Source organism: Pseudomonas sp. LBUM1643 (assembly GCF_059716215.1).
Genome location: NZ_CP166813.1, coordinates 1968408 through 1990166 on the forward strand (window position 1 = coordinate 1968408; position 21759 = coordinate 1990166).

Annotated in this window: 23 protein-coding genes; 21 read left to right on the forward strand and 2 right to left on the reverse strand. The window is 58.6% G+C overall.

The genetic code is table 11. The features are described 5' to 3' along the window. Positions 1–158: 158 nt before the first annotated feature. Positions 159–734, reverse strand: coding sequence for an ANTAR domain-containing response regulator (locus tag ACA063_RS08860; RefSeq protein WP_162438326.1), 576 nt, complete (start codon positions 732–734; stop codon positions 159–161). Between the two features lie 15 nt (positions 735–749). Beyond that, positions 750–1961: a CmpA/NrtA family ABC transporter substrate-binding protein gene (locus ACA063_RS08865; RefSeq protein WP_497665536.1), complete on the reverse strand. Its 1212-nt coding sequence runs from the start codon at positions 1959–1961 to the stop codon at positions 750–752. Between the two features lie 254 nt (positions 1962–2215). On the opposite strand from ACA063_RS08865, the gene ACA063_RS08870 reads away from it, so the two are divergent. The 21 genes from ACA063_RS08870 (at position 2216) to ACA063_RS08970 (ending at position 21747) form a co-directional block, all read left to right on the forward strand. Further along, positions 2216–2929: a helix-turn-helix domain-containing protein gene (locus ACA063_RS08870; protein WP_497665537.1), complete on the forward strand. Its 714-nt coding sequence runs from the start codon at positions 2216–2218 to the stop codon at positions 2927–2929. A gap of 4 nt (positions 2930–2933) precedes the next feature. Beyond that, positions 2934–4589, forward strand: a complete 1656-nt coding sequence (gene sctC, locus ACA063_RS08875; RefSeq protein ID WP_497665538.1) for a type III secretion system outer membrane ring subunit SctC — start codon at positions 2934–2936, stop codon at positions 4587–4589. Continuing rightward, the gene (gene sctW, locus ACA063_RS08880) at positions 4586–5701 is read left to right on the forward strand and encodes a type III secretion system gatekeeper subunit SctW (protein ID WP_497666492.1); all 1116 of its coding nucleotides are present in this window, start codon (positions 4586–4588) and stop codon (positions 5699–5701) included. Before sctC ends, sctW begins: the two co-directional genes overlap by 4 nt. A 6-nt stretch (positions 5702–5707) precedes the next feature. Then, entirely contained in the window at positions 5708–7762 is a 2055-nt protein-coding gene (locus ACA063_RS08885; protein WP_497665539.1) for an EscV/YscV/HrcV family type III secretion system export apparatus protein, read from the forward strand. Positions 7763–7775: 13 nt separating this feature from the next. Next, a complete protein-coding gene (locus ACA063_RS08890; RefSeq protein WP_497665540.1) occupies positions 7776–8183 on the forward strand; it encodes an InvB/SpaK family type III secretion system chaperone in 408 nt (135 codons plus the stop codon). Continuing rightward, positions 8180–9466 carry a type III secretion system ATPase SctN gene (gene sctN / locus ACA063_RS08895; RefSeq protein WP_497665541.1) on the forward strand — a complete coding sequence of 429 codons (1287 nt, stop codon included), beginning with the start codon at positions 8180–8182 and terminating at the stop codon, positions 9464–9466. The genes ACA063_RS08890 and sctN overlap by 4 nt, the downstream gene beginning before the upstream one ends. Next, a complete protein-coding gene (locus ACA063_RS08900) occupies positions 9450–9905 on the forward strand; it encodes a SpaM family type III secretion system protein (protein ID WP_497665542.1) in 456 nt (151 codons plus the stop codon). The genes sctN and ACA063_RS08900 overlap by 17 nt, the downstream gene beginning before the upstream one ends. Continuing rightward, entirely contained in the window at positions 9902–10789 is an 888-nt protein-coding gene (locus ACA063_RS08905) for a hypothetical protein (RefSeq protein WP_497665543.1), read from the forward strand. The genes ACA063_RS08900 and ACA063_RS08905 overlap by 4 nt, the downstream gene beginning before the upstream one ends. Further along, entirely contained in the window at positions 10786–11697 is a 912-nt protein-coding gene (locus tag ACA063_RS08910) for a FliM/FliN family flagellar motor switch protein (protein ID WP_497665544.1), read from the forward strand. The genes ACA063_RS08905 and ACA063_RS08910 overlap by 4 nt, the downstream gene beginning before the upstream one ends. Continuing rightward, complete coding sequence (locus tag ACA063_RS08915) at positions 11690–12349, forward strand: EscR/YscR/HrcR family type III secretion system export apparatus protein (protein WP_497665545.1); 660 nt, start codon at positions 11690–11692, stop codon at positions 12347–12349. Before ACA063_RS08910 ends, ACA063_RS08915 begins: the two co-directional genes overlap by 8 nt. Before the next feature lie 9 nt (positions 12350–12358). Further along, positions 12359–12613: an EscS/YscS/HrcS family type III secretion system export apparatus protein gene (locus tag ACA063_RS08920; protein WP_194690514.1), complete on the forward strand. Its 255-nt coding sequence runs from the start codon at positions 12359–12361 to the stop codon at positions 12611–12613. A gap of 4 nt (positions 12614–12617) precedes the next feature. Then, the gene (sctT, locus tag ACA063_RS08925) at positions 12618–13418 is read left to right on the forward strand and encodes a type III secretion system export apparatus subunit SctT (protein ID WP_497665546.1); all 801 of its coding nucleotides are present in this window, start codon (positions 12618–12620) and stop codon (positions 13416–13418) included. Beyond that, complete coding sequence (locus ACA063_RS08930) at positions 13393–14427, forward strand: EscU/YscU/HrcU family type III secretion system export apparatus switch protein (protein ID WP_497665547.1); 1035 nt, start codon at positions 13393–13395, stop codon at positions 14425–14427. Before sctT ends, ACA063_RS08930 begins: the two co-directional genes overlap by 26 nt. Before the next feature lie 120 nt (positions 14428–14547). Further along, entirely contained in the window at positions 14548–15030 is a 483-nt protein-coding gene (sicA, locus tag ACA063_RS08935; protein WP_497665548.1) for a type III secretion system translocator chaperone SicA, read from the forward strand. 2 nt (positions 15031–15032) lie between these two features. Further along, positions 15033–16802 (forward strand): type III secretion system translocon subunit SseC family protein, encoded by a 1770-nt coding sequence (sctE, locus tag ACA063_RS08940; RefSeq protein ID WP_497665549.1) that lies wholly within the window; start codon positions 15033–15035, stop codon positions 16800–16802. Between the two features lie 20 nt (positions 16803–16822). Next, on the forward strand, positions 16823–17365 hold the full coding sequence (locus ACA063_RS08945; RefSeq protein ID WP_497665550.1) for an IpaC/SipC family type III secretion system effector: 543 nt from the start codon (positions 16823–16825) through the stop codon (positions 17363–17365). A gap of 162 nt (positions 17366–17527) precedes the next feature. After that, positions 17528–17923: a hypothetical protein gene (locus tag ACA063_RS08950; protein ID WP_497665551.1), complete on the forward strand. Its 396-nt coding sequence runs from the start codon at positions 17528–17530 to the stop codon at positions 17921–17923. A 12-nt stretch (positions 17924–17935) separates the two neighbouring features. Further along, positions 17936–19021: an IpaD/SipD/SspD family type III secretion system needle tip protein gene (locus tag ACA063_RS08955; RefSeq protein WP_497665552.1), complete on the forward strand. Its 1086-nt coding sequence runs from the start codon at positions 17936–17938 to the stop codon at positions 19019–19021. Positions 19022–19121: 100 nt separating this feature from the next. Continuing rightward, positions 19122–19379 (forward strand): acyl carrier protein, encoded by a 258-nt coding sequence (locus ACA063_RS08960; RefSeq protein WP_497665553.1) that lies wholly within the window; start codon positions 19122–19124, stop codon positions 19377–19379. 272 nt (positions 19380–19651) lie between these two features. Further along, positions 19652–21214 (forward strand): winged helix-turn-helix domain-containing protein, encoded by a 1563-nt coding sequence (locus ACA063_RS08965; RefSeq protein WP_497665554.1) that lies wholly within the window; start codon positions 19652–19654, stop codon positions 21212–21214. Next, complete coding sequence (locus tag ACA063_RS08970; protein ID WP_497665555.1) at positions 21211–21747, forward strand: transglycosylase SLT domain-containing protein; 537 nt, start codon at positions 21211–21213, stop codon at positions 21745–21747. The genes ACA063_RS08965 and ACA063_RS08970 overlap by 4 nt, the downstream gene beginning before the upstream one ends. The last annotated feature ends 12 nt before the right edge of the window (positions 21748–21759 follow it).

A 21759-nucleotide genomic window follows, 5' to 3' on the forward strand; every position in this document is an offset into this window, starting at 1 on the left:
TCGTTGTGGCGAGGGAGCTCGCTCCCGCCGGCGACGCCGTCGTAACTCCAGCCATCGTGTTTACCTGAATCCACGCGGAGGCTTGTTTTGGGGCCGCTACGCAGCCCAGCGGGACGGTGCGGCGATCCGATAAACTCCCTCGCCACAGGGGCGGTGAGTCAACCCAACAACTCACTCATCGCGATAATCTGCTCCGCCACCTGAATCAGCTTCTGCTGTCGGCTCATGGCCTGACGGCGCATCAGGGTGTAGGCGTCCTCCTCGTTACAGTCCTTCATCTTCATCAGCAGCCCTTTGGCCAGCTCTATACGCTTGCGCTCGGCCAGTTGCTGGTCACGCGCATGCAGTTGAGCACGCAACGCCTGATCGCTCTCAAAACGCGCCATGGCCACGTCCAGGATGGGTTGCAGGCGTTGTGCGTGAATGCCTTCGACAATGTAGGCGCTCACACCGGACTTGATCGCCTGACGCATTACGCCGGGGTCGTGCTCGTCGGTAAACATCACAATCGGCCGCGGTTGGTCACGGCTCACCAGCACCACTTGCTCCATGACATCGCGGCTCGGTGACTCGGTATCGATCAGAATCACATCCGGGCGCACCGTTTCGACGCGTGAAGGCAAGTCAATGGTCAGCCCCGACTCGTCGATCACCTCGAATCCGGCTTCAGTCAGGGCAGCTTTCAGGCGGCCGACTTTTTTTGCGGTGTCGTTGATCAGCAGGATACGCAACATGTTCGCACTCTCCTGTCAGCGGCTGGCGAATCGGTGCGAGCGGTCGCTCATGGCGTGCAGTTTGAAGCTGCGGGCATAACCCGCCGGGTCCGAGCCGTCCCAGTGCTTGCCGTCGATCAACTGGCTGCTGCGCATGTCGTTGTCCCCGACCGCGACGCCAATCCCCATGGCCGCCTCGCGATACACGTCCAATTGCTGCACCTGACGCGCCACCGCCAGGTAATCCGGGTCGTCGTGCAACAAGCCCCAGCGACGGAACTGGGTCATGAACCACATGCCATCGGACAGGTACGGCAGATTCACCTCACCCCCGCCATGGAAACGCAAGGCATGCGGGTCTTGCCAGCGATGACCGAGCCCGTCGTCATAGTCGCCAAGCAAACGCGGTTCGATGCAGTCCAGCGGTGCATCCAGATACTGCGGGGCACTAAGCAATTGCGCGGTACTGCGGCGGTTTTCGGTGCTGGCCTCAATGAAACGGCTGGCCGCCAGAATCGCCCTCACCAAAGCCCGGGCCGTATTGGGGTATTGCTCAACGAACGCGCGGGTGCAGCCGAGGACTTTCTCCGGGTGATCGGGCCAGATGGTCTGGGTCGTCGCCAGGGTGAATCCCAGGTTCTGGTTGACCGCACTGGCGGACCACGGCTCGCCCACGCAGAACCCGTCGATGCGTCCCGCTTGCAGATGCGCAACCATTTGCGGTGGCGGCACCACCACACTGTCGACGTCCCGCAAGGGATGAATGCCCTGACTTGCCAGCCAGTAATACAGCCACATCGCGTGGGTGCCGGTTGGAAATGTCTGGGCAAAGGTGAGTTTTGGGCGACTTTGGTGCACGTGTCGATCCAGTGCCTCAGGACTGGTCACGCCCAAGGCTTGCAGGCCATGGGAAAGATTGATGCTCTGACCATTTTGATTAAGGCCCATCAGTACCGCCATGTCGGTCGGCGCCACGCCACCTATCCCCAGGTGCACCGCATAAATCAAGCCGTACAGGCTGTGCGCGGCATCCAGTTCACCGCTGACCAGTTTGTCGCGAAGGTTGGCCCAGGATGATTGGCGCTTGAGATTCAGGGTCAACCCGAACGGCTGCGCGAAGCCCTGAGTGGTGGCGACCACCACTGAAGCGCAGTCACTCAGCGCCATGAAACCGAGGTTGATGTCGGTTTTTTCCGGGGCGTCGCTGCCGTTGACCCAAGCCAGCGGGCCAGCTGATGGTTCATTCATCGATTGTGCACCTTCCAAAAAAATGGCGTCGTCCAGGCTTCCTGCGCAAGCAAAGCCGGGTAACGACGCCATTGTCCTTCCACTCATTCCGACGTTGGCATGAGCGCTGATGAATGTGTTGGTGCAAGGCATATGCCAGCGAGCCCACCATCAGCTTTCCATCAGGATTTAACGCGCCGCGTCTCGCATCCTGCCGCCCATTCCAACGCTACGTTGCAAAGGAGGCCGGTGTGCAGATCCAGAGCGATTGCCCCATGACATTGCCCGATGTTCGCCTCAATGATCGGGTGCTGCACCTGCGTGTCGCCGATCGCCCTGTTCGCCTGACGTCCACCCACTGCCCGTTGTCCTGCTCGCTGCCCGCGGGTTGGCAGGGATTGATCGTGCTGGACGGTGCGATTGAGCTGAGCGGCGGCACCGTACAGATGCGGACAATGGCAGAGGCAACCCTGATGAAGCTGCAGGTCTTTATCGACCTGGGAGATACGCTGATCGCCAAGGTCTCGCGTCCGTTTCCCTGGGCGGTGCTGGCGGTGGCCGATGAAACCGTCCGATGCGACAAGGCGCTTGAGCGCTGGTACATCGAACAGGCCCTGGCCGGGAGTTCCGCTTACCAGGCTTTTGCCCGCCAGCTACGAAACAACGAGAGCTACGGGCTGGTTCGATTCCTGGTCGAGCAGGGCACCCACAGCGAAAAACTGTCTGCACTGGCGCAGCGTTATGGCGTCTCGGTATCGCACTTTCGACGGTTGTGCCAACACGCGCTGGGGAGTGCGGCCAAGCCTGCATTACGCGGCTGGCGAGCGGCTCAGGCGTTATTGAACATGAGTCTTGAAGACGGTTCGCTGACAGATGTGGCACTGGAATTCGGCTATGCCTCGTCTTCGCATTTCTCCAAGGAAATCCGCGAGCTGGTGGGTTTCTCACCCAGCAGTCTGGCGGACATCACCGACCTTTCAAGCAAGTGAACCGATGATTTCCCGTTTCTTTGTCGTGCTGATTTTGCCAGCGCTAATAAGCGCTGCACTGACCCTTGCACCCGTGACCGCGCTGGCCCAGGGCGGTGCGTACGTCGCTCGCGAGCAAAGCGTTCGGACTTTCTTTACCGAGTTATCGGGCCCGCTGGGTAAAACGGTTGTGGTGAGCAAGGCCGCCGCCGCGAAGCGGATTTCCGGTGAATTCGAACTGGGCTCGGCGCAGAAGACCTTCGAAAGAATCACCGCTCAGATGGGGCTGATCTGGTACAGCGATGGCCAATCGATTTACGTGTATGACGGCTCGGAAGTCAAAAGCTCGATGGCGTCTTTGCAAACCCTGACCGTCAGCAGGCTTCAGGGCTTCCTGAAACAGTCCGGGCTGCACGATGCCCGCTATCCAATGCGTCATGACGGCCTGCGCACGTTCCACATTTCCGGGCCTCCGATCTACGTTGACCTGGTGATGCAGGCCGCGCAGCTGATGGATAACCAGCGTTCGGATTTGCTACTGGGCAAACAGCAGATCGGCGTTATCCAGGTGCATAACACGTTTGTGGGTGACCGTAAATATGAACTGCGTGATGACAAGGTGATCATCCCCGGCCTCGCAACCGTCATCGAGCAGCTGCTCAGGGGTGAGAAGAGTGATGTCGAGCCCTTGGTGGCGCAAAACCCTGCACAAACATCGCAAGTTCTGATGCCGGCCTTTCCCCTCGAAGGCCTGGCGACTTCGCCTTCAACTGATGACCCCACGGCACCACGCATTTTTGCGCGGGAGATGTCCGCCGGGAACATCCGGGTGGTGGCCTACCCCGACACCAACAGCCTGCTGGTCAAGGGCCTGCCGGAACAGGTGCGCTTCATCGAAAACCTGGTGACCGCGCTGGATACGCCGAAACGACACGTGGAGTTGTCACTGTGGATCATCGATCTGCACAAGGACGAACTCAATCAGCTGGGCATCGAATGGCAAGGCGCGGTGAAAGTCGGTAGCCAGTTTTCCGCATCGCTCAATGCCGGCTCGGCGACCACGCTCGACGGCGTGTCGTTCGTCGCGCAGATCATGGCGCTGGAGCGCACTAGCCGCGCCAACGTGGTCGCACGGCCCGTGATCCTCACCCAGGAAAACGTCCCGGCGATCTTCGACAACAACCGCACTTTCTATGCCCCCTTGATTGGCGAACGCAACGTCGATTTACAGCACGTGACTTACGGCACCTTGATTAACGTGTTGCCGCGTTTCGCCAAAGCTGACGAGATCGAGATGTCGCTCGATATCGAAGACGGCAACGAAGTCGAAAGTGCCGGCGACAGCGAGCGCCCGAATGCTTTGCCAACGGTTGGCCGCACGCGCATCAGTACCGTGGCAAGAGTCCCACATGGCAAGAGCCTCTTGGTCGGCGGGTTTACTCGCGACGACCACAGCGAACAGATCGGACGCATCCCGGTGTTGGGTTCGATTCCATGGATCGGAAGGCTCTTCAGTTACCGCCAGAACCGCTCGGCGAATACCGTGCGGGTGTTCCTGATACAGCCCAAGGAAATCACCAGCGAACTGCAACCTGACAGCATCGATCCCGCCACGCGCCTGATGACACCCGAGCAACATGAGCGCTTGCGGCGTTCATATCTGCGCGCAGGGCAGAACTGATGCTGCCGGTTGGATCCTCAGGCGGGCGGGCCGCGCAAGCTCGACTGAACAGCGAAAAAGCCGCTGAACACCCTCAGCCTCAGGCCAATGCCGACGTGGAGGCAGACGAAACCGGCACGGCCGCCGCTACCCAGCGATTTGTGCAGATGAGCGATGAAATGTCGGCAGCATTGGCGCAGTTTCGAGGCCGGCGACATTTTGAGCTCAAGTCCGAGTCGCTGACAGAAAGCTTTGAACGGGTGCTGGAAGACGACACCGTCGCCAAGGCTCGGCAGTTGTTCAGTCTGGCGCGGCTGGGGGACAAACCCGTGGCGTGGTTGCTGCAAATGGCGCGCAGCCTGTTCCCTGATGACAGTGATCTGGCCTTGGTGTTGCGTGAGTTGCTACGTCGTAAAAAGCTCGATGTAAGCACGCGTCAACGGCTCGAAACGCTGTTGCAATCGGTGCTCGAACAGAGCTCGCCCAAGCGCATGAAAGCCGGCATCAACGCTGCCTTGAAAGCCCGGATGTTCGGCAAGGCGATTGCCGTGCGGGCGGGAGTTCTGCGCGAAACCTACCGGGATTTTCTGGAGTCCGACGAAGGCCCGGTCAGTTGTTACCAGGACTGGATCGCGATGTATGGCGAGGCCCGGCGCATGACGGTCCTGGCGTTTATCGAGGCGGCCTTGCTGACCGATATCAGTGCTCAGGACCCCAGTTGTTCGCGCAGGGAATTCGGCGAGTTGCTGACCCGGCTGACGGCACTTAAGCGCCTGCGCTCAGCGGAAGCGGGGTTTATCGCAAGCGTGCTCGGTGATCGCCTGATCCGCCAGCACAACGCCGAGGAACGCGATTGGCTGGTGTTCCTGCTCGGCCTGCTGACCTATCCCGATGAGCTCGACCAGTTGTTGCTCGGTGCGCTGGGTGAAAGCGTTCTGCTGAGCCTGCACCGCGAGCGCTCGTCGCTGCTACAGGTGGTGCGTCTGCACAGCCTGCTGCTGCCGCCCGAGCTGTTTTGCGATGAGGAAGCACCGCAGCGTCTGGCGCGCCTGTTCAGTCAATTGGCGGACATCGCCTTCGCCCACGAATGCATTGAACGACGTCGCCTCGCCGCCGGTTTTCAAGGACTCTGATTTTCCATGCTCAATCAATTTCTGCGCAGCGTCAGCGCGCGCCCGGAACTGCTGATCCTGACGTTGATGGTGATGATCATCGCCATGCTGATCATCCCGTTGCCGACCGCGCTGGTGGATTTTCTGATCGGCCTGAACATCGTTATATCGCTGCTGGTGTTCATGGGCTCGTTCTACATCGAACGCATCCTCAGCTTCTCCACGTTCCCGGCCTTGCTGCTGTTGACCACGCTGTTTCGCCTGGCACTGTCGATCAGCACCAGCCGGTTGATCCTGAGCCAGGCCGACGCCGGGGACATCATCGCCTCGTTCGGCGAGTTCGTGATCGGCGAAAGCCTGGTGGTCGGCTTCGTCATCTTCTCAATCGTCACCATCGTCCAGTTCATCGTCATCACCAAGGGCTCGGAACGGGTCGCCGAAGTCGCCGCACGCTTTTCTCTCGACGGCATGCCCGGCAAGCAAATGAGCATCGACGGCGACCTCAAGGCCGGCGCCCTGACCGCTGAAGAAGCCAAGGAAAAACGCAGCGTGCTGGAGCGCGAAAGCCAGCTATATGGCTCTTTCGACGGCGCGATGAAGTTCATCAAAGGAGATGCGATCGCCGGCATCATCATCATTTTTGTCAACTTCATTGGCGGCATGGCCATTGGCGTCGGGCAGATGGGTATGGACATGTCCACGGCCTTGTCGACCTACACCTTGCTGACCATCAGCGATGGTCTGGTGGCGCAGATTCCTGCATTGCTGATCGCCATCGGCGCCGGTTTCATCGTCACCCGGGTCAATGGTGATGACAGCAATCTGGGGCGCAACATGCTCGCGCAGATGCTCGGTAACCCGTTTGTGTTAGGGGTGACGGCGGTGCTGGCGGTGGGCGTGGGGTTGTTGCCGGGCTTTCCGTTGATGACTTTTCTACCGATCGCGGTGGTGTTGGGGTTGGTGGTGTTTTTCCGGCATCGCAAGGCTTCACGACTTGCCGGACCACCGGTTGAATCCAATGCCACTGTCGCCACGCCGGGGGAGGCGCCAACCGAACTGGGCCTGCTGGAGGACATCGACAGTATTGCTACGGAAACCGTCCCGTTGATGTTGTTGGTGCCCACTTCACGCCTGCACGAGCTCGACACCGCTCGTTTGGCAGCGCGCTTTCGCAGCCAGTTTTTCGTCGACTACGGACTGCGAATTCCCGAGCCGCAGATACGCGGCAGTGACGCTTTATCCGCGCATCAGGTGGCGGTGCTGATCAATGAAGTGCGCGCCGACCAATTCGATATTCATTTCGATCACTGGCGGTTACTCGACTATTCGCCAGAACTGGAGCCGTTAGGTTTTTCACTGATACGAGGTGCCGACGGCCATCAGCGAGGGGGCATCTGGATCACGGCCGATGACAAGGATCGGGTGCAGCAGTTGGGCTATCAACTGCGACCGGCTTACGACGAATGCTACCGCTGCCTGGTGACGTTGCTGGCGCGCAACATCCAGGAATTTTTCGGCGTGCAGGAAACCAAGCAGCTGCTCGACGAAATGGAAAGCCGTTACCCCGATCTGCTCAAGGAGGTCTACCGCCACGTCACCGTGCAGAAGATCGCCGAGGTCCTGCAACGGCTGATTGGCGAACGCATTTCAGTGCGCAACATGAAGCTGATTCTCGAATCGCTGGCCCATTGGGCCTCGCGGGAAAAGGACGTGTTGGCCCTCGTCGAGCACGTCCGTGGCGCGATGGCGCGCTACATCAGCAACAAATTCGCCCATGGCAATGACCTGCGTGTGTTGCTGCTGTCGCCGGAGTTTGAAGACGTGGTGCGCAAGGGCATTCGGCAAACCTCGGGCGGCAGTTTCATCAATCTCGAACCCGCCGAAGCGGAGGAGTTGATGGACCGTCTGAGCGTCGGCCTGGACAGCCTGCACATTGCGCAAAAAGACATGGTGGTGCTGTGTTCGATCGATGTGCGGCGCTACATCAAGAAGCTGATCGAAGGAAAGTTTCGCGAACTGGACGTGATGTCGTTCGGCGAAATTTCCGAAACGATCTCGGTCAATGTTATCAAGACGCTGTAAGGAAACGATCTTTATGAAACACCTGGATATTGCCGAACTGTTGCGCGAAGCACTGCGGCACAGCGGCTGCACGGACCAGCAATTGGGGCAGTTCGACAGCCACAGCACCATCGAAATGCACATGAAGGATTTGCCCGCTATCAACGTCGGCCATGTGGAGGAAGAGGTGTGGGTCTGGGCCAGTGTGACGGAGATCGGGCCTCAGCTATTGAGGCATGCGGCCGCCGATTTGTTGCAGATTCTACTTCAGGGCTGTCCCTGGTCCCGCAGTGGGCAATTGCATCTGTGCGAGGTGGAAGGGCAGCTTGAACTGCGACTCTTGAGTAATGAAAAAGCCCTGAGCGATGCCGTGCATTTCGCCCAGGCCCTGGACCACTTTGTGGCAGTGCTGGAAGAACTGTGCGGCATCCTGCGTTTATGAATACCTGGCTAGAGCGACGAGCCGCGCACCCTTTGCGCCTGAGCGGACCCTTGATTGAGGCGGCATTGGTCGACGTGGTCATCGGCGAAGTGTGCGAGGTGCGTCAACACTGGCGATCACCGCAATTGGCCGCTCGGGCGCAAGTCATCGGCTTCAAGCCTGGGGCAGTACTGCTCAGTCTGCTGGGGGATGCCCGAGGGCTTTGCCGGGAATCGATGATTGTGCCGACAGGCTCTGTGCTGCGCCTCGCCTGCAGTGATGCGTTGCTCGGCAGCGTGGTGGATCCTCACGGCAACATCGTCGAGCGCCTGGCGCCGACCTCTGCTGTTCACGAGCAGGACTACCCGGTAGACGCCGAGCCGCCTGCGTACCAACAGCGTCGGCCAGTAGCCGTGCCACTGACCACAGGCATCCGCGTCATCGATGGTTTGCTGACCTGTGGTGTCGGTCAGCGCATCGGCATTTTTGCGGCCGCTGGATCGGGCAAGACATCGTTGATCAACATGCTGATCAGCCACACCGAAGCAGACGTCTTCGTCATTGGCCTGATCGGCGAGCGCGGGCGTGAGGTGACCGAGTTTGTCGAGCATCTGCGCCAGTCCGACAAGCGCGCACGCTGTGTGGTGGTGTTCGCGACCTCGGATTTCTCCTCGGTGGATCGTTGCAACGCAGCCCTTCAGGCGACGACCATCGCCGAGTATTTTCGTGACAAGGGACAGCGCGTCGTCCTGCTGCTGGACTCGTTGACCCGCTACGCCCGGGCTCGCCGCGATCTGGCGTTGGCCGCTGGCGAAGCACCGGCTCGACGCGGCTACCCGGCGTCGGTGTTCGATGCCCTGCCGCGTTTGCTGGAACGGCCCGGTGTGACCGCTGAAGGCAGCATCACTGCCTTCTACACGGTACTGCTGGAAAGCGACGATGAACCGGATCCGATGGCCGAGGAGATTCGCTCGATTCTCGACGGACACGTCTACCTCAGCCGTGATCTGGCCGCCAAGGGACATTTTCCAGCCATCGATGTGCTGCGCAGCGTCAGCCGTGTCGCGACACAAGTGACCAACGCGCAGGTCCAGCAACTGGCGTCTTCAACGCGGGACGTTATGGCGCGCCTTGAGCAGCTGCAGATTTTCCTCGACCTGGGGGAATACACCCCGGGCGCCAATGCAGCCAATGACCACGCCATGCAACGCCGTGATGCTTTGACTCAGTGGCTGCGTCAGCCGACGGGCGAATGCACCGAACCAGACGCCACCCTGCGGAGCCTGCATGAACTCATTGCCTGATACGCGCCGCCTGCTGAGTTTCAGCGAGATGCGCCAGCACCGTTGCGAACAGGCGTTGATGCGCACGCAACGACAGGCACAGCCGCTGCGCCAGGAGTTGGCAGATTTCACTGAACAGACCGTCGCGCTGCATAACCTTTTGGCGAGTCATCGCGCTGAAGCTTGCATTCTGGATCACGGGCAACTGCTGGCGCTGTTGCGACGTCAGGCCATCATTCGCCGGCAGATTCATATGCTGCAGCTGGACCGCGACCGTGTGGAGGAGCAATGCAGGCAGATCGATCAATCGTTGCAAACGCAACGCGAGCAACTGCGTGTCGCAGGGCAAAAACACGACAAATATAAACGGGTTGTTCAGCAGATGACGCGTGCACAAAGGCTTGAACGTGTACGCCGGGAAGAACGGGAAGTGGAAGACATGGCCGGAGTGCAGCGATGAATGAGGTGTCGACGGTTTCACGGCTGCCGGTCCGGCCTGTTGAGTCGGGTGCGCAGGGGCGCGTGGACGAGCTTGCAGACAAGCTTGTTCCGGTTGAGGAGGAGCAACTGCCACAAGGCGTGGCGGATCTGGTTGCAACAATGATCTGGCATCAGCGGCCACTGATGGGGATGGGCCGTGGGGAAACCTTTCAACGCCGAGCGCCTGATCAAGGTATGGATGAGCGTTCTTTGCAAGAACCGCGCATTCGGTCGGCGGTCCTTGATCAGTTGCTACACGTGCAACGTCTGCAGGTTGCCGTCTCGCAGATGGGCAAGAGCGTGATGCCAATACCCACTCCAACGGCGACTCCGTTACCAAAATCTGAAGTGGCTTTGCCGTTGCTGTCAGCGATCGAGCGCAGCGCAACTCAAATCGACCCGGTGGCGCTTGATCAACCATTGCCGCCCGTCGAGCCGGCAGCCCCCGACCACCCCATTGAAACCCACCCCAAAACGCTGCCCGTCGCTTACGGCGTGACCAACATCCCCTCACTTGCTTTGCCAGTCACAGTGTCAGCCCCGGCCCCGGCATCACCACCGGTGCCCATGCTCGACCTCGCCCTGGAAGAAGCCGCAGCGCCGACCCGTGAGTTTCTCCAGGTTCCGTTCAACAAAGGCGCTGCCCACGGTCAAGTCACGATCACCCGACTGCCGGGCGAATCGATCCAGAACCTGGTGCTCAGCCCCAGCAGCTCTCAAGTCTTCGAACAGTTGCGCGAACCTTTCGAGCAGGTTCCGGACGCCCATTGGCGGCTAAATGATCATCGGGATGAGCAACAGCATCAGGGCTCCCGACAATCGCCGGACGATGAACAGGAACAACCACAGGAAACGGTACCTTGAAGCCGCTGGCTTTACGCCGTGTCGATGAACGGCTGCATGCGCGCACTCAGGCTGTCTATCGCTGGCAGGGCGCTGGCCATTGCGCGGGGTTGAGCTTGCCGCAGGCGCAGACCGGGTATCTACGGTTTAGCGCCAAGGGCGAGCGGGGCGACTGGCAAGGTCTGATTCTGGCCCGTGACTGGCTGCATTGTTCGCTGCCGCAACTGGCGTCACTGCTGACCGTCGAGTGCTCGCTCACAAGCATCGTCTCTTTGTTTCGTGCTGTCCCTCGACCGCTGCCCCAGACACAGGATGAACTGCACTACGAGCGTCTTGCAGGCATCGAGTTGATCGACTCACAGGTCTTGCCGACGCAGGCGTTGCCCTGGATCGACACCCCTGCGGGTCGGCTGTGGTTGTTGATTCTGCCCTCTGAGCACTGGCCAGAAAAATCGTCGCAATCACGTGCATGGCTGAGCGATTTACCGCTGCGCCTGCAACTGATTCTGGGAGCCAGCAACATCAGTCGCTCAAGCCACGCACGCCTCGCGCAGGGCGATGTGCTGCGGATCACTGAACTGACTCGCCAGTGCTGGCTGGCGAACCGAAGCATCGGCGTTTTCTCGTTCACCAAAGAGGGTTTACACATGGAATCAACGGTTGACGATTCAAGTCAGCAATCCGGCTGCGATACCGTGCTGGAGAAATTACCGGTTCGTCTGGAGTTTGTTCTGGCCACCCACGATATCGAACTGGGCACCCTGCAAAACATCATTGCCGGCCAACTTATCCCGCTGGCCGCTGACACCGAAATGCACATCGAGGTGCGCTCCCACGGCAAGCGGGTCGCGCGAGGAGAACTGGTCCAGCTGGACGGTCAATTGGGTGTCGAATTGCTCGAGGTTTATCGGAACGTCACCGATGAATGACGTCTCACTGATTGCGTTGCTGGCCTTTGCTTCGCTGCTGCCATTCCTGGTGGCGGCGGGCACCTGCTACATCAAGTTTTCCATCGTGTTTGTCATCGTGCGCAACGCGTTGGGATTGCAGCAGGTGCCGTCGAACATGTCCCTCAATGCCATTGCGCTGATGCTCGCGATTTTCGTGATGACGCCGGTGTTGAAGCAGGGCTACGGCTATTACAAGGACGAGCAGGTGGCCTTCACCGACATTGAATCCGTGGTGAATTTTGCCGAGAACGGCCTGGGTGGCTACAAGGATTACCTGCGCAAATACACCGACCCGGAACTGGCGCTGTTCTTCGAACGAGCGCAAAGGGTGCAGGGTGAAACCGAAGAGCGCCTGCCGGATGATGACGAGCTCGAACCCTCGCTGTTCGCCTTGTTACCGGCCTATGCGCTGAGTGAAATCAAAAGCGCGTTCAAGATTGGCTTTTATCTTTACCTGCCCTTCGTGATCGTCGATCTGGTGATCTCCAGCATCCTGCTGGCGCTGGGCATGATGATGATGAGCCCGGTGATCATCTCGGTGCCGATCAAGCTGGTGTTGTTTGTGGCGCTGGATGGCTGGGCGCTACTGTCTACCGGGCTGGTCAAGCAATACCTGACCCTGCTGACATAGGCGCGCGCGATGAACGATCTGGTTTATGCCGGCAATAAAACCCTGTACCTGATTCTGCTAATGGTGGCCTGGCCGATCATCGTCGCGACGGTGGTCGGGCTGGTGGTCGGTCTGGTTCAAACCGTCACTCAGCTACAAGAGCAGACGCTGCCGTTCGGCTTCAAATTGATGGCGGTCGCCGGGTGTCTGTTTCTGTTGTCCGGGTGGTACGGCGAGACTCTGCTGGATTTCAGCCGCGAAGTCATGCGCCTGGCCTTGAGTTAGACCCATGACGGTGACGCTGTTTTTCGATCTGTACGCGTTAATGGCTGCAGCCGTGCTGGGCGTTGCGCGGCTGGCTCCGATTTTCTTCATGCTGCCGTTCCTGAACAGTGGCGTGCTGACCGGGGCGCCGCGTCAGGCGGTCATCGTGCTGGTGGCGCTGGGGTTCTGGACGTACGTCGGCGTACCACTGCCCGCGCTCGATGGACTGGCGTTCTTTGGTCTGATACTGCGCGAGGCCGGTATCGGCGTGTTGCTGGGATGTCTGTTGTGCTGGCCGTTCTGGGTGCTGCATGCCATGGGTAACCTCATCGACAACCAGCGCGGTGCGATGCTCAGCAGCACGGTGGACCCGGCCAACGGCGTCGATACCTCGGAGCTGGCAAACTTTCTTCAGCTATTTGCCGCGGCGGTCTACCTCGAAGGCGGGGGCATGCTGTTGATGCTCGAAACAGTCGGTCACAGTTACCGCATCTGCGCGCCGGTGAACGGCTGTGAGATGAATCTACCCTCGATCATCAATTTGCTCGATGCCTTGGTCAGCAAGACATTGGTGATCAGCTCCCCGGTGGTTGCCACGCTGCTGATCAGTGAAGCGCTGCTGGGTTTGCTCTCGCGCTATGCGCCACAAATGAACGCCTTCTCCGTGTCACTGACGGTCAAGAGCCTGGTGGCGCTGGTGGTGTTGATGCTGTATTTCGGTGCGCACCTGCCGGATGAAATCCTGCGCATGGGGGTTAAATCCCACTCGCTGGAGCACTACCTGGAAGCGGAGGGCCGTGATGTCGTCCAGCGCCTCGAAGACTGAAAAGCCCACCAACAAAAAGTTGCGGGATGCCGCGCGCAAGGGGCAGACATTCAAGGCCAAGGACCTGGTGGTTACCTGCCTGACGATGTGTGGCATCACCTACATGGTGTTCAACAGCTCGCTGCTGGAAGTCATGGAAGTCTATCGGCGCATCATCGCCAGTGACTTTGACGCCGACCTGCAAAAGTACTCGGCGATGCTGGTGCTCGTTGGTCTGAAAGCGTTATTGCCCCTGCTCCTGGTGTGCGTCCTGACCAGTGCGTTACCCGCGTTGCTGCAAAGCGGTTTTGCGCTGGCCAGTGAAGCGTTGAAACTCAACCTGGGCGCATTGAACCCGATCAATGGGTTCAAGAAACTGTTCAGCCTGCGCACGGTCAAGGACACCGTCAAAGCGCTGCTGTACCTGGGCAGTTTCGCGCTGGCGCTGTGGATTGTGTGGGTCACCCAACGGCAACTGCTGTTCGCCCAGTTGTATGCCCAGGCACCGGATCTGTTCGCGATCTGGGGGCGTTTACTGCTGGTGCTGCTGCTGGCGTTTCTGGGGTGCGCGCTGCTGATCGTGGTGCTCGATGCGCTCAGCGAATACTGGCTGTTCATGAAAGACCAGATGATGGACAAGGACGCGGTCAAGCGCGAGCGCAAGGAGCAGGACGGCAATCCCGAGATCAAGAGCCGTCGGCGTGACCTGCACATGGAGTTGCTGTCGGAACAGGTCAAGTCCGATGTGCGCAACTCACGCATGATCATCGCCAACCCGACGCACATCGCAATCGGTGTGTATTTCCGCCCCGAAATTACCCTGCTGCCCTTCATCTCGCTGATGGAAACCAACCAGCGCGCGCTCGCCGTGCGGGCGTATGCCGAAAAAGTCGGGGTGCCCGTCATCAACGACGTCGCCCTGGCGCGGCGGATCTTCAAAACCCACCAGCGTTACAGCTTCCTCCAGGTGCAGGAAGTCGAAGAAGTACTGCGCCTGCTGATCTGGCTCGAACAGGTCGAGCAAGCCTGAGCCCATCCCTTTTTCCTTCCATCCGAACGCCGACATGAGCGCTATTTGGCAGCGTGCAGGTTGGCGCTTTGGCTCAATGCAGGCGTCAGCGGCGCTGACGTTTTTTCAGGAGTGTGGCTGATGAGTCGCGACAAACAACAAGATGAAGAAGTGGCCCTGCAAATCGTCGATGCGGTGCTCGCAGGCGCGCCGTTGAAGGACGTGCAGGGCATCAGTGACGAACACATGGATGGCCTGTATGCCTTTGCCTACCAGTTCTATGAACAGGGGCGGCTGGACGATGCGGAAAAGTTCTTTCACTTCCTGTGCATCTACGACTTTTACAACAGCCATTACTGGATGGGACTGGCCGCAGTGCACCAACTCAAACAGAACCATCAGAAAGCCATCGACCTGTACGCCATTGCGTTCGCTCAAGGCAAGAATGAGTACCGGCCAATGCTTTACACCGGCCAGTGTCAACTCGCCTTGGGCAAGGTCGGCAAAGCCCGGCTGTGTTTTGAGTACGTACTCGAGCAGGCCCCTGAAGACGATCTGCGAAAACAGGCACAGGTCTATCTGCAAGCCCTGAGCCACATTGAAAAGGACTGTTCGGAGGACTGAACATGAGTGAAATCAGAACTACATTTAACCCATTTTCAACCGGTACGCTCAGCCGTGCCGAGGCGTTCGAAATCTACGGAAAGGCCGCCAGTCAGGCGGCCAGAACAGTCGATTACCAGAAGGCAGGGCAGGAGGCGCTGGCCGGTTTGATGTCGGTGAACTACGCCGGTGAACACGGTCACTCCGCCGCAGGTTCCGGGCGCCCCCAGTTATACGCACCACCACCGCGCGCGGACGGCAACAAACCGGAAACCAACGGTGACCTGTTCACCTTGTTGATGGCGATGATCAGCGAGTTGTTCAGCGAGGTTGACGTCAACAAACTGAAAAATCGCCTGGCCATGCTGCAAACCATGGCCGGCGCCCGGCAGCAGGGTCATGAAAAGCTGGGCGCTGAATATCAGGCCGCTGTCGACGCTTTGGCGGCCGCTGAAGAAGTCGTCGGCGGCAGTCAGGAGAAACTTGAGAAGTTGCGCGAGCGGGTTCAGCATTTCCAGGGCCTGCTGGATGACAGCGAAGCCCGACTGGCCGAGCTTGATCCGGAATCGCCGGAGTATGCGAAGGAGTTGGCGCTGCGCGACTTGCTCAAAGGTGATCTGGCCGCACACAAAGAGGTCTTTCAAAAAGCCACCGATGCCCATCTGAAACTGATCGAGATCGCTAACGCGGCCGCCAAAACACTGCTGGTCGTGGCTACAAAAGTGCAGGAAACGGGGCTCGGTGTTCCAGGGATCAAAGAGACGCAAGAGAAGGCACTGAGCAGCAGCGCACTGGCATTGCTCAACAGACTGAAGATCATCGAGTTACTCGGCGAGTCGGCCCAGAACAAAGAGGAGTTGAACCAGGCGCTCTTTCTCGAGTTGCAGGCCAAACTTCAGGAACACATGAAGCTGGAGTCGGAAAAGTACCTGGAAGAAGTGCGCAAGGCCGAGGCGTTGCAAAAAACCATGGGCTGCATCGGCGTGATTGTGGGCGCCTTGTTGACCGTCGCCACTATTGCCGCTGGAGTGTTGACCGCCAACCCGGTATTGATCGCGGTGGGTGTCATCGGTGCTGCAGTGATGATTGCCGATGCGGTGGTCAAGGAGGCCACCGGCGTGTCGTTCATGGCCGAAGCCATGAAGCCCTTGACCACAGTGATGCAGGAAGCCATCAAGCTGTTTACGGATCTCTATACCAGGCTGTTGATCGGGTTGGGCGTAGACCCTGAAACGGCGAAGGACATCGCGCAAATCGCCGGCATGATCCAGGGCATTGCCGCCACCCTGGCGGCCGTTGTACTGGTTGCCATCGTCGGGGTCCAGGTGATCGGGCCGATCGTCAGCGCCGTCGCTTCGAAACTGGCGTCAGTGATTGCCCAGGCCGCCCCTGCGGCAATGCAGGCACTCAAGCAGGTGGCGTCATCGGTCGGCAATTCGCTGACCCAAATGCTGACGCAATTGCGCAGTTTGATCACCAACGGCGCTGATCCGGTCACCCTGGCTCGCTATGCGGCCAACCTCGAAATCGCCCAGGCACTGACCGAGTTCGGCAGCGTAACCGTGCAGGGCGGGTTGCAAGTGGCCAGTGGCAATCATCAGGCCCAGGCAGCGTTGCACTTGGCAGACGTGAAGGTGCGCATGGCGATCAGCGAAGAGATCACCGGCTACCTCACGCGACTGGTCGAGGACTACGGCACTGCGATGCGCGACAGAACCCGGCAGATCGAACAGGTGTTTGCTGATATGCAACGCAGCCATTCGGTGAACCTGCAGATGGTCCGGCACGTTTGAAATCATAGAAGGAGTTCGTCATGTTTTCGATTAACGCTGCACAGCCTTCGGCTCATCCCAGAGAAATTGATCCACTGGATGCTGGTCTCAATGAGCTGGTCGCCCAAGAGCAGCATTCGAATGATCGCAAAAGAAAAGCGTTGAGTGACCCGGCGTTGCTCGGGGGCATCGCGAAGGACCAAGTTCTTGAGCACCGCGGCGTCACCCCGACAGCGGCCCAACTGGAAAGCGCTATCGATGCGTACCAACCCTCGGCGTCCGATTGGCAAGACTTCGTCGCGGCCACACTGATGCAAAAGGAAGAGGTGCGCGACAGTCTGGCGTTCGATCCGGGTGCATGGGAGAAGCACGCCAATGTATTGGTTGCCGCCATCATCGCGCTGAACATCGCACGGGTGACCAATGCCGAACTGCGCGGGCATTTCAGCATCATGGCCGCCGATGCCGCCAAGTCCCAGGGCGCTGCCATCGTGGAGTCGGGCAAGGCCGCGCTGTACAGCGCGATCACTGCCGCGGTGGTGTCTGGTGCAATCGCCGGATTCGCCATGCTCAAAACCTTTTAGGGACAAGGGCTCAAACATGCGGATATCGACCTGCACAAGCGAAATTCCCTTGATGCCAACAACATCGAGCGAGACCTGAAAAGCGATCGCACGCGCGATGATTGGGATCCCGAGACGACTTACAAAATAACGGTATTCGATGATTTCGGCAGGTCCAAAACGATGGACTTCAAACCCAAGGGCACAACGCTGAACCCACAGGAACAAGCCTGGTTCGACGGTGAAATCCTGAAAGCCCAAAAGGTCAGCCAGACGTCGGACTGGCTGAGCCTGGGCGGCATGAAGGGCATCGAAAAGAAACTCGAGATCGGTCGAGCACTCAACGCAATGTCCATGAGCATGAGTCAGGTGGTGTCCAGTCTGGTCCGCATGAAGGAACACGCCGCGAGGGAAGAAGAAGTGCTGCAGCAAAGCGCGCAGAACACCCAAAAGAGCCTGAGTGACGAAGTCGGACAGAAAGACTCGGCCGATGCGGCGTTGCTGCAAAAGCTGATGGACATGGTGATGCAGCTTTTCCAATCGCGGATTGAAGTCATTGGCTTGCCGGCGCGCGGCTAATCGGGGGATGAAATGAGAATAACGGACTCCACCGCACCCTCTGGCCGCCCGCCTGACGATCCCAACGAAGGAATGAACGCTGGCGTAGCGGCTGAAATTCCGTCTGAAGTTCCGGTGGCAATGGCGCTTGTTCAATCGCTTGATCGTTCATTGGCAGTGCTGGCGCGTTATCTGGAAAACATGCTCAGGTGCCAGCCGAACCCCACTAAGGTAGTTGATGAACTGTGGAACGGCGGATCAGCACAAAGTCTTATCGCAGAGTTTGTTGAGCAGGTTGAGATCAAGCGTATGCGATCTCAACTGTGGGCTCAGAAGTTCCAGGACTGCTGTTTGGTGATGAGGGATGTGATCGGCACGCTAACTGATGAGCAACGACAGCAAGTGGTACTCGAGCAAAGCCGTATTTTGGGTGAGCTGGGCAGCGGACCCGTTCCCGCAGAAATGGCCGATGCATTCGATGCCGTTATTAACTCGCCGAATGACTTCTTCGACAAACTGCTCGAGCTGATAGACCTGATCAAAAACGGTTACCTGGCCGGTTATGAACACCTGATAAAAGCGTACTCGGATTTCTTTGCCGGCTTCAATAAAGAAATCACCGCCAAGATGCAAGAATGGATCGAAGGGGCGAATGAAGGGAAAGAGGTCAAGGTCAATGCCGGAGAAATCAGGCTGGCGCTGGACGCACTTATCCGCAAGTACTCTCACCCCAATCCAGCTTCAGTGCTATTTCCGGCACCTGGCATGGACGGTGCGAGCAGGGAAGAAGCGGACAATTGGCGCAAGGCGTTGGGCTTGCCTGAAAGCTGCCTCATGCAAAACGCCGACGGCACGTTTAGCGTTGTCATGGACTTGGGGCCTCTGACGATCATGAGAGACAGCCTTCCACCCAATCTGGGTTGGGTCATCTGGGACACTGCAAGATTTCAGGGATGGCAAACCGGGTTTAACGCTCAGGAAGAACGGCTGAAAAACATGCTGCAGTCGTTCACGCAGAAGTATTCGAATGCCAACTCGTATCATGACAATTTCAACAAGACGTTGTCGTCGCACCTTAATCAGTTTGCGGACATGTTGAAGGCGATGTTGAATTTCTAAAGTGCGAATAGAAATCCAGTGAGCTAAATGAAAAAGGGGGCGCTGCGCGGGTTCATTCGAGCCGGTGTGGCGTCTTTCTTGGCGTTGGAGATGACACGTGATGAACATGAAAGTTGCTGAACTGAATATCGAATCGCAGGTGATAAAAGTAGTCTCGGACTACTTTTCGGTTGGCCGTCGAAACATAGAGAGCGGCTCGCGTTTAGTAGAAGATTTGTATGTCGATTCCATGAGTCTGGTCGAAATAGTCATGGCACTTAACGAGACATTTGAAGTGGAGCTGCCTGCCGCAGGGGTCGAGCAATGGAAAACAGTGGCCGACATCGTCAGTTTGGTGCGGGCCCACTGCGAACGCTGAAAGATCGACGTTTGATAGTGGCGGGTGGTATCTGATCCTACAAAACGGGTTGTATTTTCCCCCTGCATAAAGCTCTTTGTCCTACGGAATACTTTTTACCTACTTTCTATAGTCCTGCCGCTTGTCATCATCAAGCCTGGTTACACCCAGGCTTGATCGCGATTCAGTACCTTCCTATAGAGATTTTTCCAAGTATGGACAGTGCAACTGATCAAACGCCGTTCAGGTCGTTCGTTTTTGGCGAATGGCTGCTGCAAAGCGATGGAACGCTGATGCAAGAAGATAAAGGAATACACGTCCCTCCTAAAGAATTGAGTGTACTGCGGCTGCTGCTCGGATCGGCCGGCACGGTGATCAGCAAGGATCATCTGCTGGATGTCGTATGGCCCGAGGCCGATGCCGCCGAGGAGTCGTTGACGCGGTGTATCTATGCATTACGCAAGTTGTTCAAGGAAAACAAAGGCTTTATCGCCACGGTGTACGGTCAGGGTTATCGGTTCACCTGCCCTGTGGTTGAGCTCGATTCACCTGCCGAGTCAATACTCCCAGTGCCAACGCTCGCCGTATTGCCTTTTCGAGGCATGGACGAGGCTGACGCACTGGACTTGCAAGACGCGATGATTTGTCAATTTGCGACGGCGTTTGCCGACGTCGTGCAGGTCATGCCTTCCAGCCTGACGGCCGCCTATGACTATCCGATCGACGTGCAGCATTGGGTGTCACGGTCATCCCCGGACTATTACCTGAGTGGCCGTTGCGCTGGACAGGGGGAGCATCAGCAATGGTCGATCGAGCTGATTCGTGGGTGTAATCACATGCTGATTCATAGCCAGGTCTTAGCCGGCGACGGGTTGGACGCACGTCTTGACGAGCTGACTTGCCTGATCGCGCAGCGTCTGACAGGGGGGCGTGTTGCAGGCAGTTCGTGTTCTTCGTATCCGGCGGCCGTGGCCTACCTGGGCGGTGTATGCAGCGTGCAGCGGCACACCCCTCAAAGCCTGCGCGATGCCGTTGTTCAATTCAGGCAGTGCAGGCAGCTGGCGAGTCGTTATGCGCCGCCGCTTTGTGGTTTGGCCGACGCTTGGCTGGGGCAGGCGATGCTGGGCGCCTGTGAGGTGCAGCGCGCTGTAGAAGAAGCTGACTCGGCGATCTCCAAGGCGGTGTCGCTGGACCCTTGCAGTACGCCGGCGTTGATCCGGTTGGCCTTGTTGACCAGTTTGCATGGTTGCGAGGAGGCGGCGCAGGTGTTGTTTCGCCGATGCCTGTTGGCGTCCGATGAGGCTGACGTGCATTACTTTCACGCCTGGCATCACTGGTTTTGGCGACGTAACGATCAAGCGACCCTGTCCATTGAGAAATGCCTGCGGCTTGACCCGGATTGCGTGCGTGCGCAGGTGCTACAAGTGCGTATCGCGCTGACAGGCAACCCGCAAAACGCGGCGCTGATGGCGCGCCAGCGTCTGCAGCAAGGCGCATCGGGGCATCCCTTGCTGGTGATGTTGCATGCGGCGACATTGGCGTATTTCGGTCAGTACGAGGCCGCCTGGTATGAACTTGAACAGGCCGCATTAACGGACATCGCGGTCGGAGAGCAAGGCCTGGCCGCCTGGAACGTGCTCTTTGGGGTCAACCCGCTCACTGCCCGCAATCAGTATGCAAACTGGCTGCGGTCGGGACGCTCTCGGGTCGCTGTGTTGTCTTCGCCACTACGACCTGGCGGGGTGGAGGGAGCGCTGGTCTCACCACGCTGGAGATCGTTGCAGCGACAAACGCCGGTATGCAGTTCACCTGTACGCAACGTGCCTTCGTTCGGCAGTGGATTGCGTCAGGCATGACATGGCAGCGAGCACTGGGGTTGGTGGTGTTTGCCTGTCTTGGAATCGGGCAGGCGCACGCGTTCTGTTGGGGGAGGGCCGGTCAGTTGCACGGGATCGAGCCTGAACTGCTTCAGGCCATCGCCGACGTGGAATCGGAGCAACGCGCGGACGCGATAAACACAAACGCCGACGGCAGTCGCGATATCGGTCTGATGCAGATCAATAGCTGGCACCTGCCTGGTTTGCGTACCCAAGGGATTACCGAGCAGCGGTTGCTGGATGAGCCCTGCCTCTCGGTTGAAGTCGGCGCTTCAGTGCTGGCCGGTTTCATTTCCCGATACGGCTACAACTGGACAGCCGTCGGCGCGTACAACGCCGGCAATGCCCCGGAGCGCCAGACAGCACGACTTCGCTACGCGCGAAAGGTATGGGCGCGTTACCAGGTGCTGACCCGCAAAGTTCCTGCACGGTCGCAACGAGAGGAGCGCAGGGGTCATTCTGATCGAGAGCATTCGCGATCAGCAGAATTCGATCAGGATCATCCCGGGTGATGTTTTTAGGAT

Bases quoted from the DNA above. Each gene is read 5' to 3' on its own strand.
- ACA063_RS08860 (WP_162438326.1), bottom strand. From the start codon at position 734: ATGTTGCGTATCCTGCTGATCAACGACACCGCAAAAAAAGTCGGCCGC.
- ACA063_RS08865 (WP_497665536.1), bottom strand. From the start codon at position 1,961: ATGAATGAACCATCAGCTGGCCCGCTGGCTTGGGTCAACGGCAGCGAC.
- ACA063_RS08870 (WP_497665537.1), top strand. From the start codon at position 2,216: ATGACATTGCCCGATGTTCGCCTCAATGATCGGGTGCTGCACCTGCGT.
- sctC (WP_497665538.1), top strand. From the start codon at position 2,934: ATGATTTCCCGTTTCTTTGTCGTGCTGATTTTGCCAGCGCTAATAAGC.
- ACA063_RS08885 (WP_497665539.1), top strand. From the start codon at position 5,708: ATGCTCAATCAATTTCTGCGCAGCGTCAGCGCGCGCCCGGAACTGCTG.
- ACA063_RS08890 (WP_497665540.1), top strand. From the start codon at position 7,776: ATGAAACACCTGGATATTGCCGAACTGTTGCGCGAAGCACTGCGGCAC.
- sctN (WP_497665541.1), top strand. From the start codon at position 8,180: ATGAATACCTGGCTAGAGCGACGAGCCGCGCACCCTTTGCGCCTGAGC.
- ACA063_RS08900 (WP_497665542.1), top strand. From the start codon at position 9,450: ATGAACTCATTGCCTGATACGCGCCGCCTGCTGAGTTTCAGCGAGATG.
- ACA063_RS08905 (WP_497665543.1), top strand. From the start codon at position 9,902: ATGAATGAGGTGTCGACGGTTTCACGGCTGCCGGTCCGGCCTGTTGAG.
- ACA063_RS08915 (WP_497665545.1), top strand. From the start codon at position 11,690: ATGAATGACGTCTCACTGATTGCGTTGCTGGCCTTTGCTTCGCTGCTG.
- ACA063_RS08920 (WP_194690514.1), top strand. From the start codon at position 12,359: ATGAACGATCTGGTTTATGCCGGCAATAAAACCCTGTACCTGATTCTG.
- sctT (WP_497665546.1), top strand. From the start codon at position 12,618: ATGACGGTGACGCTGTTTTTCGATCTGTACGCGTTAATGGCTGCAGCC.
- ACA063_RS08930 (WP_497665547.1), top strand. From the start codon at position 13,393: ATGTCGTCCAGCGCCTCGAAGACTGAAAAGCCCACCAACAAAAAGTTG.
- sicA (WP_497665548.1), top strand. From the start codon at position 14,548: ATGAGTCGCGACAAACAACAAGATGAAGAAGTGGCCCTGCAAATCGTC.
- sctE (WP_497665549.1), top strand. From the start codon at position 15,033: ATGAGTGAAATCAGAACTACATTTAACCCATTTTCAACCGGTACGCTC.
- ACA063_RS08945 (WP_497665550.1), top strand. From the start codon at position 16,823: ATGTTTTCGATTAACGCTGCACAGCCTTCGGCTCATCCCAGAGAAATT.
- ACA063_RS08950 (WP_497665551.1), top strand. From the start codon at position 17,528: ATGGACTTCAAACCCAAGGGCACAACGCTGAACCCACAGGAACAAGCC.
- ACA063_RS08955 (WP_497665552.1), top strand. From the start codon at position 17,936: ATGAGAATAACGGACTCCACCGCACCCTCTGGCCGCCCGCCTGACGAT.
- ACA063_RS08960 (WP_497665553.1), top strand. From the start codon at position 19,122: ATGAACATGAAAGTTGCTGAACTGAATATCGAATCGCAGGTGATAAAA.
- ACA063_RS08965 (WP_497665554.1), top strand. From the start codon at position 19,652: ATGCAAGAAGATAAAGGAATACACGTCCCTCCTAAAGAATTGAGTGTA.
- ACA063_RS08970 (WP_497665555.1), top strand. From the start codon at position 21,211: ATGACATGGCAGCGAGCACTGGGGTTGGTGGTGTTTGCCTGTCTTGGA.